The sequence below is a fragment of the Buttiauxella sp. 3AFRM03 genome (genome assembly GCF_003675305.1).
Lineage (GTDB): Bacteria > Pseudomonadota > Gammaproteobacteria > Enterobacterales > Enterobacteriaceae > Buttiauxella > Buttiauxella ferragutiae.
In genome coordinates this window covers 315,589-329,837 of sequence record NZ_CP033076.1, presented here as the reverse complement: position 1 = coordinate 329,837, position 14,249 = coordinate 315,589, and the positions used below count along the sequence as shown (strand labels likewise).

13 protein-coding genes are annotated in these 14,249 nt (G+C 51.7%); 6 read left to right on the top strand and 7 right to left on the bottom strand.

The genetic code is table 11. The annotated features are described in order from the left end of the window. Positions 1-67: 67 nt before the first annotated feature. The 4 genes from D8682_RS02725 to D8682_RS02710 all read left to right on the top strand — a co-directional run bounded on the left by D8682_RS02725 (position 68) and on the right by D8682_RS02710 (position 4,177). Positions 68-1,255 (top strand): TCR/Tet family MFS transporter, encoded by a 1,188-nt coding sequence (locus D8682_RS02725; protein WP_121813466.1) that lies wholly within the window; start codon positions 68-70, stop codon positions 1,253-1,255. Between the two features lie 83 nt (positions 1,256-1,338). Next, positions 1,339-2,139: an ABC transporter ATP-binding protein gene (locus D8682_RS02720; RefSeq protein ID WP_238392811.1), complete on the top strand. Its 801-nt coding sequence runs from the start codon at positions 1,339-1,341 to the stop codon at positions 2,137-2,139. Between the two features lie 77 nt (positions 2,140-2,216). Continuing rightward, positions 2,217-3,173 carry an ABC transporter substrate-binding protein gene (locus D8682_RS02715; RefSeq protein WP_121813464.1) on the top strand — a complete coding sequence of 319 codons (957 nt, stop codon included), beginning with the start codon at positions 2,217-2,219 and terminating at the stop codon, positions 3,171-3,173. After that, positions 3,173-4,177, top strand: coding sequence for an iron ABC transporter permease (locus D8682_RS02710; protein WP_121813463.1), 1,005 nt, complete (start codon positions 3,173-3,175; stop codon positions 4,175-4,177). Before D8682_RS02715 ends, D8682_RS02710 begins: the two co-directional genes overlap by 1 nt. 39 nt (positions 4,178-4,216) lie before the next feature. Here D8682_RS02710 and D8682_RS02705 read toward each other — a convergent pair whose 3' ends face one another. Continuing rightward, entirely contained in the window at positions 4,217-4,507 is a 291-nt protein-coding gene (locus D8682_RS02705; RefSeq protein WP_064546791.1) for a VF530 family DNA-binding protein, read from the bottom strand. A 145-nt stretch (positions 4,508-4,652) separates the two neighbouring features. Here D8682_RS02705 and dsbG point away from each other — a divergent pair, with 145 nt between their 5' ends. Further along, positions 4,653-5,417 carry a thiol:disulfide interchange protein DsbG gene (gene dsbG / locus D8682_RS02700; RefSeq protein ID WP_121813462.1) on the top strand — a complete coding sequence of 255 codons (765 nt, stop codon included), beginning with the start codon at positions 4,653-4,655 and terminating at the stop codon, positions 5,415-5,417. A gap of 251 nt (positions 5,418-5,668) precedes the next feature. Here the strand turns inward: dsbG and D8682_RS02695 are convergent, their stop codons facing one another. The 5 genes from D8682_RS02695 to sad all read right to left on the bottom strand — a co-directional run bounded on the left by D8682_RS02695 (position 5,669) and on the right by sad (position 12,445). Then, positions 5,669-6,820: an integrase core domain-containing protein gene (locus tag D8682_RS02695; RefSeq protein ID WP_121813461.1), complete on the bottom strand. Its 1,152-nt coding sequence runs from the start codon at positions 6,818-6,820 to the stop codon at positions 5,669-5,671. A 112-nt stretch (positions 6,821-6,932) separates the two neighbouring features. Continuing rightward, positions 6,933-8,384, bottom strand: a complete 1,452-nt coding sequence (locus tag D8682_RS02690; protein ID WP_121813460.1) for a tagaturonate reductase — start codon at positions 8,382-8,384, stop codon at positions 6,933-6,935. A gap of 154 nt (positions 8,385-8,538) precedes the next feature. Continuing rightward, the gene (locus tag D8682_RS02685) at positions 8,539-9,993 is read right to left on the bottom strand and encodes a GGDEF domain-containing protein (protein ID WP_121813459.1); all 1,455 of its coding nucleotides are present in this window, start codon (positions 9,991-9,993) and stop codon (positions 8,539-8,541) included. A gap of 68 nt (positions 9,994-10,061) precedes the next feature. Next, the gene (gene glsB, locus D8682_RS02680) at positions 10,062-10,988 is read right to left on the bottom strand and encodes a glutaminase B (protein WP_121813458.1); all 927 of its coding nucleotides are present in this window, start codon (positions 10,986-10,988) and stop codon (positions 10,062-10,064) included. An 80-nt stretch (positions 10,989-11,068) separates the two neighbouring features. Continuing rightward, positions 11,069-12,445, bottom strand: a complete 1,377-nt coding sequence (gene sad, locus D8682_RS02675; RefSeq protein WP_121813457.1) for a succinate-semialdehyde dehydrogenase — start codon at positions 12,443-12,445, stop codon at positions 11,069-11,071. A gap of 101 nt (positions 12,446-12,546) precedes the next feature. Between sad and D8682_RS02670 the strand changes: the two genes are divergently transcribed. After that, complete coding sequence (locus D8682_RS02670; RefSeq protein WP_121815618.1) at positions 12,547-13,407, top strand: LysR family transcriptional regulator; 861 nt, start codon at positions 12,547-12,549, stop codon at positions 13,405-13,407. Here the strand turns inward: D8682_RS02670 and D8682_RS02665 are convergent. Further along, entirely contained in the window at positions 13,404-14,201 is a 798-nt protein-coding gene (locus D8682_RS02665; protein ID WP_064546804.1) for a PhzF family phenazine biosynthesis protein, read from the bottom strand. The two genes, D8682_RS02670 and D8682_RS02665, sit on opposite strands and share 4 nt — an antisense overlap. Positions 14,202-14,249: the final 48 nt, after the last annotated feature.

The following is a 14,249-nucleotide window of genomic DNA, read 5'->3' as shown; positions in this document are numbered from 1 at the left end:
TAGTTTTAGGCTCGTTACAGGTTTTGCTCCATTCAGTGCGCAACCTGAATACCGACAGGAACGCTTTATGAATAAACCCCTTATGGTAATTTTCACCACTATTGCTCTTGATGCCGTGGGTATTGGTCTTATCTTTCCGATCCTCCCCTCGCTATTAAAAGACATTACCCACAGTGGCAATGTCGCCATTTATATCGGTACATTGACCGCATTGTATGCTGCGATGCAGTTCGTGCTCGCACCCGTTCTTGGCACGCTCAGCGACCGTATTGGCCGCCGGCCTGTGATGTTGTTATCTCTCGGTGGCGCGGCGGTAAATTACCTGTTTCTCGCCTTTTCACCGAATCTGGCATTACTGTTTGTTGGCCGCGCCATTGCTGGTATGACGAGCGCCAATATCTCCGTCGCCACCGCTTATCTGACCGATGTCTCCACACCTGACCAACGTGCGCGGCATTTTGGTCTACTCAATGCGATGTTTGGACTCGGCTTTATTGTCGGCCCGTTACTGGGCGGAATTCTGGGGGACTATTGGGTGCGCCTGCCATTTATCGCGGCAGCGGTACTCAATGGCTGCAATTTTCTGCTCGCGCTATTTGTGTTGCCTGAGTCTCATCAACCTGAACGCAAGAAACTCGACCTCACGGCACTTAATCCACTGCGGCCATTTCGTTGGATCTGTTCCATGAAAGGGCTAATGCCAGTAGTACTCACCTTCTTCATTCTTAGTGCCACCGGCGAAGCTTACGGTATTTGCTGGGCACTGTGGGGGTTTGACGCCTTTGGCTGGAATGGTTTCTGGATAGGTTTATCGCTGGGAGCATTTGGCTTGTGTCAGGCGCTGGTACAGGTATTTCTGCCAGCACCAGCGGCAAGGCTATTTGGAGAACGCGGTGCGGTGTTCGTCGGAATCAGCTGCGCCTGTATTGCCCTGATGACCATCGCCTTTGCGCATGAAAGCTGGATGGTGTTTGCGATTATGCCGCTGTTTGCGTTAGGCGGTATCGGCACACCAGCGCTTCAGGCGCTGGCAACTCGCCAGGTGGATGCCGATAGTCAGGGGCAATTCCAGGGGGTACTGGCTTCCGCCGTGAGTCTCGCCTCGATCATTGCCCCGCTGTTCTTTTCCGCTTTTTATTTCGTTGTACAGAAACAGTGGCCTGGCGCTATCTGGCTTTCGGTGGTGGCCGTTTATTTGCTCGCTATTCCTTTGGTGATGTTAGGTACACGCAAACCCGCAACGGCAACAGCCTGACAGGGATGTTTACGGACTAGCAGCAAAGGCTGCTATCCTGTGCGCCATTGTTTCTGTAAATGATTTACCTAATGAACTCTTCAATGTCTGGAAGTCTGCTCTGTGTCCGCGACCTCACCCTGTGTTTTTCCGGTCACTCGCCGCAAGTTAATGCGGTCTCTTTTGATGTTAACGCCGGGGAGTTTGTCGCGATTATTGGGCCGAATGGCAGTGGGAAATCAACATTGCTGCGCCTTATCATCAGCGAACTCCAGGCCGCCCGTGGCGAGATAGTGATTCAGGGTAGAACGTTACGGACGATGAAGCCGCTTGAACGGGCGCGCCGTGTGGCGCTGCTCACCCAGCATGACAATGCGGACTCACGGCTGACAGTCAATGAGTATGTGGCGTTGGGTCGCATCCCCTGGCAAGCCGAACACACGCAAACTGAACATAACGAAGCGATTGCTGGTGCGATCAATGATGTCGGCATCAACCACTTGCGGCAGGTGGCGCTGGGGAAATTATCCGGTGGAGAACGACAACGCGCTGGCTTTGCCCGTGTACTGGCGCAAAAACCGGCATTACTGTTACTTGATGAACCGACAAATCATCTCGACCCGCTCGCTCGCTACCAGTTACTGAGCCTGGTTAAGCGCAAAAACATCACTACGCTTGCGGTACTTCACGATCTTGAATTGATCCAACCGTTTTCAGACCAGGTGCTTATGATGAATGCCGGGCGCCTGGTTTGCCGTGGTACGCCCGAAGAAGTGCTGGATTCCCCCTGGCTTGCGCAGGTTTTCGGCATGCAGAGCCTGCACGTTACCCATCCCCAAAATGGCAAAACGGTGCGTATTTTTGAAGCCCTGGCCTCAGAAGTTAATGGTTATACAAATAACTAATCATTAATTGATCTAATCGAATCCATTCACACTATTAATTCCTGTAAGGTGCAACGCCTGATGAATCAGGAGTTTGTGTGAAAAATTTAATGCTTGCGGCACTGTTAGCCGCACTTACCGGTACTGCCGGTGCCTCTGGTTTTCCGGTAACTGTCGATAACTGCGGAAAACCGCTGACCTTTACCGAAGCCCCTAAACGCATGGTCGTTCATGACATTAACCTGTCCGAAATGGCGTTTGACCTGCACCTGCAACCCAAAATGGTTGGCATTACCGGTGTTTCTGGCTGGTACAAAAACATCCCAGCGTTTAGGCGATTACAGGGAGATATTCCTGAGCTTGCCGCCAAATATCCGTCAATGGAAACCCTGCTGGCTGCCCAGCCTGACCTCTTTTATGCTGGCTGGAACTACGGTCTGCGCGGTGATGTCACTCCGCAAGCACTGGCAAAATTCAATATCAAAACGCTTATCCTGAGCGAAAGCTGTATTCACGTTGATAGCCACCGCCCACGCGCCAGTATGGATTTGCTTTACGGCGATATGGAACGACTGGGTAAAGTGTTTGGCAAAGCAGAAGATGCAGCAAAACTGGTGAGTCGCTGGAAAAAGCAGGTTGCCGATTTAAATAACAAAACTGCCGGACGCAAACCGCTGCGCGTGTTTCTTTACGACTCCGGTGAAGATAAACCCTATACCAGCGGGGCTTACGCCATGCCAACGGCGATTATCGAAGCTGCTGGCGGTAAAAATGTCATGGATACGCTGAACAAAAGTTGGGCATTCAGCAACTGGGAAAGTGTCGCCGCGACCGAGCCTGAGTTCATTATTCTGGTGGACTATCAGTCAGATTTTAATGGTGGAGCTGACAAGTTACAGCAGTTCCTCGAACAGCATCCGTTAATGAAAAACACGCCAGCCGTTATTCATCACCGCTACCTGAAACTTAAATACCAGGAGCTGACGCCCGGCCCTGCCAATATCACCGCGATCGGCAAAGTCGCCCATGCGCTTTACCCTGGCGCATTCAACTGATGTACGCCGATAAACGATTTTTAGTGGTGTGGATTATTGCGCCGTTTCTGTTGGCGGGTTTAACACTGGCAAACGTGGCGAAAGGCAGCGTGCCGCTCTCTTTTTCCGACGTGTTGACCGCGCTGGATTTAATGCCAGGTGAAGTCTCGCCGATGATAAAAAGCATCGTGCTGGAGTTGCGTGTGCCGCGCACGTTACTGGGAATGTTGGCTGGAGCAGGCCTGGCGCTGGTCGGTTCGCTGCTACAAACCACCACGCGTAACGACCTGGCTGACCCTTTTCTCTTTGGCTTGTCTTCTGGCGCGTCTGCGGGTGTTGTGCTGGTGACCACCCGTCTTGGCAGCACTCTTGGCATGTGGACTTTGCCCATCGCCGCGTTTGCTGGCGGGATGCTTTCTGCGGCAGCGGTGATGATTATCTTTATGTCTCAGTCGCATAAAGGGACAGAGAAGTTGATTATTTGCGGGCTGGCAGTGTCATTTTTGTTTGGTGCGCTCACTAATTATCTGATTTTTTCCGGCGACCAACGCACTGCCAGTCATGCCCTGTTTTGGGCGTTAGGGGGGCTGGGTTTGGCGCGCTGGGATAACCTTGGCTTTGCCGCCATCGCCCTGCTTCTGCTTATCGTATTCATTTCACTACGCTGGCGTTCACTGGATGGCTTGCTGGCGGGTGAACAGACTGCCTGTTCGTTGGGCATTAACGTGACACGCCTGCGTAGTGAAGTCTTTCTTTGTTGCTCAATGGCGACAGCAATCTTCGTTTCACTCACCGGTGTCATTGGTTTTGTGGGGTTGATGGTACCTCATTTGGCACGACCATTTGCTGGCGTGCGGCATCGCAGATTATTGCCGCTGGTTGGCATCCTGGGCGCAATCCTGCTGTCTGCCGGAGATTTGTTGAGCCGAACACTCATTGCCCCACAGGAACTGCCAATCGGGATTATCACCGCAGGTGTTGGCGGAATGTTTGTGTTGGTTATCATGTTGCGTAGAGGGAGCTAAGGATCAGGAACCACAAATTGCAGTCCCCGCTGTGAATCGTTATTCCTGCCCTTTTTTACTCTGCCAATTTGCCCACGGGCTATCAGCAGGGGGTTCTTTTTGAGCGACTTTTTCGTCTTCTAAAGAATCAAGATACAAATCTTCGACTTCTTTACGCGCCCATGGGGTACGGCGTAGAAACTTAAGGCTGGATTTCACGCTTGGGTCACTTTTAAAACAATTGATGTTGATGCGTTTTGCCAGTTCTTCCCATCCAAAACGTGCAACTAAAGCATTCACAATGGCTTCAAGTGTCATGCCGTGCAGAGGGTCTTTCGATGAGTGGGTCATAATGCGTCCAATGAATCTGAATAATGGCGCATACGATAGCAAATTAACGCCCGTTCATCTTTCTAATCGATAACTTTCCTTCCTGGCCGACGGCAGGTATCCTGGCGAGGCGTACATTCATCAAAAGAATGAAAAGGATTAGATAATGAAACATGCAGTATGGACCCTGTCGCTTGCACTCCTCACCAGCACTTCTGCACTGGCTACGGATGCTAAACTCCCTGCCCCGATTAGCGCCTTACAGCAGCAAGGATTTGAACTGAAAGGTGAATTTAAAGGTCCAGGTGACTTACCAGGCTATGTGATGCAGTTTCAGGGACAAGGCACTACCGTGTTCCTGACCCCGGATAAACAGCATGCGATTATGGGAAATCTGGTCGATGCCAGCGGTAAAAACCTCAGCGATGCTCAGGTAGAGAAATGGGTTTATGCGCCGATGGCTAAAGAGATGTGGCAAAAACTCGAGAAAAATCACTGGATCGCAGCAGGTAAAGCTGACGCCCCGCAGATTGTTTACGCCTTTGCCGATCCTTACTGCCCGTATTGCACCCAGTTTTGGCTCAACGCACAACCGTGGTTGAGTTCCGGCAAAGTACAACTGCGTGTCTTAATGGTTGGGATGTTGCGCCCGGACAGCGGTCAAAAAGCCGCAGCCATTATGATGTCTGACGACCCGGCAAAAACGCTGGCGGAATATGAAAACAGCAAGGGCAAAATGACGTTAAACGTCCCTGCGGCCATCAAACCAGAAATCACCAAAGCTCTTGAAAACAACCTGGCATTAATGGACGAACTGGGCGGCAGCGCCACACCGTCCATTTACTACCTGAACAAAGACGGGCGCCTGCAACAACATCAGGGTCTGCCTGACGAAGCCACCATGAAAACCATTATGGGCGACGATAAATAAAGGGATTTTGTTGGATGGCGCTGCGCCATCCAACAATCAAGCCACACGTTAACCGGTTTTGTAGGGTGGATAAGCGCAGCGTCATCCACCAGTCAAGCCACACGTTAACCGGTGTTGTAGGGTGGATAAGCGCAAGCGCCATCCACCAATCAAGCCACACGTTAACCGGTTTCGTAGGGTGGATAAGCGCAAGTGTATGACCGGTCACATAGGTTACAGATCAGACCGGCCACATAGGTAACACATTCTGCCTAATCTATCCGGATGATACTTTGCTTACGTCTGTCGTAGTAAGCAAGGTCCATCTGGTTAAATATTATCGCTTCAAGCCCGTCGCTACGCTCTTCCAGCATCACATATTCCCCTCTCAGCGCCTGATTCAGGAACACTCGTTTCCCGATGTGTATCACCCCTTTGGGACCCACTCGGTACACTCTTGCCCCTTCCGGATAGCTCACCTCCGGTATTTTCCCGTCCCATCGCCTCGGCGACGGTACCCAGATACCGCCCGGCGTCAGGCCGCCCAGCGCTTCGTGCGGCCGCTCCTGATTAAACTCCCGGCGATAACTGTCGAACCAGGCCTGTTGTGCTTCGAGCGAAGCCCTCCGGTTACCGAAGCTCAGGCTGTGTTTCAGGGAGCGGTGCATGCGCTCATGGCGACCGTTCTCTTCAGGATGACCCTTACGGATGCGTTCCGGCCGGATACCGAGCTTAATCAGCCAGACTGCGAGGCGACTCAGCCCAGCGATACCGGTGCCGGCAAAAGGCTGACCGTTATCGGTTTTCAGTACCTCCGGCAGGCCGTATTCAAGGAACGCCCGCTCCAGGCAGCCCCGGACAAAGGACTCGCTTTCCCGGAACGTTCCCTCGCAGGACAGCAGATACCGGCTGTGGTTATCGGTCAGGGTGAAGGGGTGACAGTACTGCTGGCTGAGCAGGCGGAACTTGCCCTTGAAGTCGGCACTCCAGACCTGATTGACCTCGCTGATGGTCGTCAGTGGCTGCCGGTTTCCGGGCGTACGGCGACGATGAGTGCGGGGGATGACAAGCCCCTCACGCTTCAGGATATCGCCGATAGTGCTGGCGGCTGGCACATCAAACGGCACCTGGTGATTAATCAGCCAGGCGCGGATTTTTTTAGGTCCCCAGTCGGGGTGTTTTACGCGAACATCGATAAGCTGCTGAACAATCCCGGGCGGCAGGCGTTCAGGATGTGTGAGCCGGGTACGGGGCTGGTCAAAAAGAGAGGCCGGGTCATCAGGGTTAAAGCGCTGCAGCCATTTATAGCCAGTTTTGCGGCTGATGCCGAAGCGGCGGCACAGAGTGGAGAAAGGCTCCGTGCCAGTCTGGCTGGCACGGATGAAATCAAGACGTTGCATGGGTCGGGTCTCAGTCCAGGGCATAGTGAGTCTCCTCTGCTATACCGTTTATAACTGTTACCCATGTGTCCGGTCTAAAGTGTTACCCATGTGCCCGGTTTGTACCGCAAGCGCCATCCACCACATTTTTTGATGCTTAGCAGTAACGAGCTACCGCAGCACGCATGCCCTGGCTCAGAATAACCTGCAAATCTTCGCTAACTTTAGCCACCAGACCCGCGACTTGAGTCAAATCCTGGCCCCAATGATCGCTGTCGCTTAACACGGCCTCAACCAGTTGCTGCACGGTGATTTGCTTGTCGCCCAGTGATGTCCAAAGCTGTTGATAACGAACCAACCAATGCTCGTCATCCTGCAATGGATAGCTTTCGTTGTTGCGTTCGCCCTTATAGAAGGCAATCAGTGCCGCCAGTGCGAAAGTCAGACGCGGAGGCAATGTCCCGCTCGCCTGCTGGCCCGCCAGCAATTGCGGCAGAATACGGGTGCGGAATTTAGTCATGCCATTCAGCGCGATGGATAACAACTGGTGCTGAATATACGGGTTCTGGAAACGGCTGGTGACCGCCTGGGCGAATGACTGTAATTCGTCGCGCGGCAAATCCAGGACAGGAATAATCTCTTCCGCAATGGTTTTTTCCACAAAACCACACACTTCGGCATCGTTCATGGCTTCGCCAACGGTATTCAAGCCAGCCAGATACGCAACCGGAACCAGTGCGGTGTGAGCACCGTTGAGGATCGCTACCTTGCGTTCTTTATAAGGCTTAATGTCATCAACAATCAGCACGTTCAGCGGGAATTTATCCAGGCGCAGTTCCTGAGCCAAAGATGCCGGCCCCTGAATCACGAACAGGTAGAAGTGTTCTGCCGCCGCGAGGAAACTATCTTTATAACCGAGTGAATTTTCAATCTCGGCAGCTTCGTCGCGCGGGTAACCGGTCACGATACGGTCAACCAGTGTTGAACAGAAGGTGTTGGCGTCATTCAGCCATTGAATGAATGCTGCTGGCAGTGCCCATTCTTGCGCGTAACGCAGCACCAACTCTTGCAGTGCATCGCCGTTATAGTCGATCAGTTCGCAAGGAATGATCACCCAGCCTTTATCGACCGCACCGTTGAAATGGCTGAAACGTTCAAACAGCAAACGGGTCAGTTTAGCCGGATAGCTTACCGCTGGTGCATCTGCAAATTTATCGCCCGCATGGTAGCTGATACCCGCTTCGGTGGTGTTGGAGAACACAAAACGCATCTCTGGGTTATGTGCCAGCTTAAGGAACGCGTCGTACTCTTGATAGACGTTGATTTCTCTGTTTACTGAGCGAATCAGACGTGCGTCACTTACCGCTTCGCCCTGCTCGTTCAGGCCACGGATAACCGTGGTGTAAAGCCCATCCTGGGTTGATAACGACGGTGGGAATGCACTGTCGATCGGACGTACAATCACCACGCCCGCATTTAAGTCCGTATGTTCATTGAGTAAATCGACTTGCCAGTCAATGAAAGCGCGCAGGAAGTTGCCCTCACCAAACTGGATAATACGTTCAGGATATTGAGCGCCAGGGAAATCATGACGATTTAGAGTTTTCACTATGTTGTTCCTTGGTGTGTACAGGATGAACGACTAGAAATATCCCAAACAAATTATCAGAACCCAACAAAGTGAAACCCCGTTTTGATCAAACAAGAGTTGTTATACCAATTATTTTTGGTACGACAACTAATAAAATGTCGACCTCATCACACTAACTATTAATAACGCACTCGCTTAACGACGCTCTGCTGGTCTGGTTGCGCCCGTTGCGCTTAGACAAATACAGGTACTTATCCGCTTGCGCGAGCTGCGAGTTAAACGCATCGAGAAGTGTTTGTTGTCCTGGAGTCGTTGTTGCAAGGCCAATACTGACGGTGATAAACAGCGTTTGTTGCTGGTAACGAAACGCGGTGCGTTCAATATCCTTACGGATTTGCTCCGCGATGGCATACCCTTTTTGTTCGGTATCCGTGCTACAGGCCACCACAAACTCCTCACCGCCAAGACGCGCGACCAGCCCTGTTTCACCGACGATTTCGGATAAACGCCGGGCGAAAGCAGCCAACACCACATCGCCACATTCATGGCCGTGGTTATCATTAATACGTTTGAAATAGTCGATATCCAGCAACATCACGCAGAGTTTTTGCTCGGGTTGATGGTTCAGTGGTGCGGTGTTTTTCAACGCTTCATACAGACCTGAACGGGAATAAACGCCAGTAAGGTAGTCATAATCCGCACGCAGCGAGGTTTGCTTAATCAGCCGATTGATTGCATCTACGCTGACGGAAACAATTAGCGGGCAAATCGCCATCGTGGCGATCCCCAGGCGGGCAGAGAACATCTCACTCACTACCAACGGGGTATCGGGGGAAAGCGCCACAATCGAATTTGCCAGCAGAATAATCTCTGCCCCACCGGTTAATAGCGTCAGCAACGCCGTCACCGGCAATGGATAACGAATGGCACACCAGATAAGCGCGGGTAACGGGAACGCCAGGCTACCGGCACCGCCAATCACCACCGAAGCAAGAATTGAAATGACAACGCCCAGCAATGGGTAGAGTTTCGACAACTGCAAAGCAGGCAACGCCTTCCACTGCGGCCATTTGGTCATCAGCAAAAACGGCATCATCAACACACCCGTCGAAAACTGTTCGCTAAACCAGTCAGCGAACAGCGAAATAAAGTGACGATAATCAGATGATGGACCAGTTGAGCCAATGGAGCCTAATAAAGAGCTGAGAACGGCACCAATCAAACAGGTATAAAAAAGATTAAACGCATTTAGCGCCCAATTGTTTTCATCCTGGGTTCTGGAATATCGCAGTAATAAGCGGGCGACGATAATAATAAATACCATGTTAGAGAGGTTTATTATCACCGATTGCCATCCCCAGTGGGTGGTGACGATGTCGTAAACCACCATCGCACTATAGCTGACAACATAATAAACAGGCCGGTTCAGGAACGGGTGGCGGACAAACACCGCCGCCAGCACCGCGTTGAGCGGCCAGAACAGAGACAGTTCATCAATCAGGCGAAGTGACGCACCGAAAAAATAGAACAGCGTGGTAATGACAAATATATTAACGGCATTCGCCAGGCGTTTTTTAGGTGAAAATAACGTAATATGCTTTTGAATAGATATGCTTTTTTGATTCATATTTATGTATGCACTACTTAGAGAGTTAATACACCTGAATGAGTGCAAAAATAAATTTTAGCTTAAGTTTAAAAGATTGATCGGCCAATCCGCTGTGCGAGGATTTCCAGCGCGGCCGTTCCGGCTAACGAGTTACCCGAGGTATCCAGTTCCGGGCACCAGACCGCAATAGACATCTCATGCGGAACGATGGCAATAATGCCGCCGCCAACACCGGATTTACCAGGCATACCCACTCGATAGGCAAACTCACCCGCACCATCGTACATTCCGCTGGTCACCATTAACGCATTTATTTGTCGGGCTTGTTGTGCACTAATAATTGACTCATCAAGGTGTAATGCACGCCCTTGATTTGCCAAAAATAAGAAAGTTTTTGCCAGTTCATTGCAGCTCATTTTCAGTGCGCAATAGTGGAAATAATTCTGCAGGACGGTAATCACATCGTTATCGAAATTACCAAATGATTTCATCAGCCAGGCGATGGCAGCATTACGCGCCGAATGCTCGAATTCAGATTTCGCAACGCGGCTGTCATAGGCCAGATCGGGTTGTTGGGCTATCGCGCGCACCACTTCCAGCATGCGCTGCTTCGGCGCACTCAGGCGTGTTTGCAGCATGTCGCACACTACCAATGCCCCGGCATTAATAAACGGGTTACGGGGTTTTCCCTGTTCAAGTTCTAACTGGAGTAATGAATTGAAAGGCTGCCCCGAAGGCTCTTTACCCACGCGCTGCCAGATTTCGTGCTCATCATAACGCGCCATCGCCAGCGCCAGGCTGAGCACTTTTGAAATAGATTGAATCGAGAAACGTTCTGCGGCATCTCCGGCGCTGAAGACTTCCCCGTCGACGGTACAAACGGAAATCCCCAGTTTATTGCCCGGAACTTCAGCCAGTGCGGGAATATAATCAGCGACTTTACCCTGACCAATGAGTGGCCGAACCTGCGCCAGAATATCTTCGAGTAATTGATTATCTAACAAACCTGGCACTGCAAACTCCTGAATGGCGGGTATTTTACGCCCGCCAGTATATCAGACTGCGTTCGTTGCAGGCAGGTGAAAATCCGAAACTAACGCCGGTCTTTCCATACGGTTTGCACATTACAAAACTCATGCAGACCAAAATGGGAAAGCTCGCGGCCAAAACCACTTTTCTTCACGCCGCCAAATGCCACGCGTGGGTCGCTGGCGCTGTAGCCATTAATAAACACACCGCCACATTCAAGGCGTGCGGCAAATTCTTCTGCGAGTTGGCTATTGGTGGTAAATACGGTGGCTGAAAGCCCAAAGTCACTGTCATTAGCCAGTTCCAGCGCATGTTCGGCATCACGGGCGAGGGTAATCGTGGCGACTGGGCCAAACAATTCTTCACGAAACGCCACCATCTCTGGCGTGACATTCCCCAGAACGGTTGGCGCATAGAAATTGCCCTTACCCGCCACTTTCTCACCGCCAAGTAGTAAGTTCGCCCCCTGCTTAAGTGACACTGTAACCTGGTGATGCAGCTCATCACGTAAATCATAACGCGCCATCGGCCCAATGTAGGTGGTTTCGTCAGTGGGATCGCCCATTTTTAAAGCTTGCACCGCCGCGACGAACTGCTTCGTGAATTCGTCAACAATTCCTGCCTCAATAATGAAGCGTTTGGCCGCTGCACAAACTTGTCCAGTATTCTGATAACGCCCGGCGACAGCCGCTTTAACGGCTTCATTAAGATCTGCGTCATTCAGCACGATAAAGGGATCGGAACCTCCTAACTCCAGTACACATTTTTTCAACGCAGCACCGGCTTGCGCGCCAATCGCAGCCCCCGCTCGCCCACTACCAGTGACGGTAACCGCTGCAATCCGCGCGTCGTTAATCGCCCGGCTCACACCTTCTGGTGTCACATTGATCACTTCAAACACCCCTTCAGGGAAGCCCGCTTCGCTGAACAACTGTTTGATCAGTCGCGCACTTCCCATCACATTTGGTGCATGTTTCAGTACATAACTGTTCCCTGCCAAAAGAATCGGCACCGCACCGCGCAACACTTGCCAGAATGGGAAGTTCCACGGCATCACAGCCAAAATTGCACCCAGAGGACGGTACTCAATCACCGCCTGTTGGTTTTCCACTGGCGTACTTTCGGTCGCCAGCATCGCCGGGCCGTGTTCGGCATACCAGTCACATAAATTTGCCGATTTAGCCACTTCGCCACGCGCCTGAACAATGGGCTTGCCCATTTCAGCGGTAATCATTTGCGCTAAAGCTTCTGCGTTGTTGCGAAGTGCCGTACCAAGAGCCTGTAATTTCTCTGCGCGACGCGCCAGCGACACCTGCCGCCAGAGGTTAAACGCCGCATGATTCCCCGCCAGCGCGTTATCTAACTGTTGAGCCGACTCAAAAGGTGTGGCTGACAGTTGCTCACCGTTAGCCGGATTAATGGAAATAGCGTGTGTGTTCATAATGCCCCCAGAGTTCAGTTGATGCCCTCACCTTAATCGCTCGTGACAATCATGAAAAATGAATAATAATGAGTGAGTCATTCACGAATCGAGAAAGCTTTATGGATCTTACGCAACTTGAAATGTTTAATGCGGTAGCAGAAACCGGCAGTATCAGCGCCGCGGCGGCGAAGGTACATCGCGTACCGTCTAATCTCACTACGCGTATTAAACAACTTGAAGCCGATCTCGGTGTGGATTTGTTTATCCGAGAAAACCAACGCTTGCGCCTTGCGCCCGCCGGACACAGTTTTCTCAGCTACAGCAAACGTATTCTGGCGTTGGTTGATGAAGCACGGATGGCGGTTTCAGGCGATGAACCACACGGTTTTTTGATGCTCGGTTCGCTGGAAAGTACGGCGGCGGTGCGCATTCCCGGTATTTTAGCGTTGTTTAACCAACGCTTCCCCAAAATTCAGCTTTCGCTCGCCACAGGCCCGTCAGGTGATCAAATTGATGGTGTGCTGGACGGGCGCTTGTCGGCGGCCTTTGTCGATGGCCCGGTCATGCATCCGTCGCTTGAAGGAATTTCGGTCTATGAAGAAGAAATGGTGATTGTCGCCCCTGCGGGCCACGTAATGATTACCGATGCCCGGCAAGTCAGCGAAGCCAGTATTTATGCGTTTCGCGCCAACTGCTCGTATCGACGACATTTCGAAAGCTGGTTTCACAGCCAGCAATCAGCACCCGGTAAAATTCACGAAATGGAGTCGTACCACGGCATGCTGGCGTGTGTCATAGCGGGGGCAGGCATTGCATTGATGCCGCGCAGCATGCTGGAAAGCATGCCCGGCAGCCATCAGGTCTCAATATCGGCATTGCCGGAAGAGTGGCGGTTCCTGAAAACCTGGCTAATCTGGCGACGGGGTGCGAAAACCCGACAACTCGACGCGTTTATCGGGTTACTGGAACAAACACCTTAGCCGCGCAACAGCACTTTTCCGACTAGATAGGTGGCGGCTTGCCCGGCGATATGCACCCTGTCACCGACTAACTGGCAGCGTAAATCACCACCGCGTTGGGAAACCTGGCGAGCCAACATCTGTGTTTTACCAAGCTTTTGAGCCCAATAAGGTATCAGCATGGTATGCGTCGATCCGGTGACGGGATCTTCGGTGATTGACGACGCGGGCGAGAAGAAACGGCTGACAAAATCATAGCCTTCGTCATTGGCCGGTGCGGTGATACAAACCTTTTGATTCAGCCCCAGCATCAGCTGGAAGTCAGGTTTTATTGCTTCAACCTGTTGTTGCGTACTGAGCACTACGGTGTAAGTACGCCCCAGGCGGACTTCCTGATATTCACTGATCCCCAATGAATCCAGCAACAACTGCGGCGGTGTGACCGGCTCGCTGCTGGTGGCCGGGAAATCCAGAGTTAACCAATCGCCATTTCGCGTGACGGTCAACGGGCCCACAAATCGCGTTGAAAACTGAATTGCGGTTTCAGGGTAATTCAGATATTCAAAAATCACATGCGCGCTTGCCAGCGTTGCATGGCCACAAAGGTTAACCTCCCCTTGCGTGGTAAACCAACGCAACTCAAAACCCTCATCGGTGGTGACAAAAAAAGCTGTTTCCGATTGATTATGCTGTCGCGCCATTGCCAGTAAGGTTGCATCTGGCAGCCATTCCGTCAGCGGGCAAACCGCAGCAGCATTGCCACCAAAAGTGGTGTCCGTAAACGCATCGACCATATAAAAATCAATTTGCTGCATGGCATTTTCTCCCTCGGTAAGCCTATGACTTCTACCATGTCATAACTT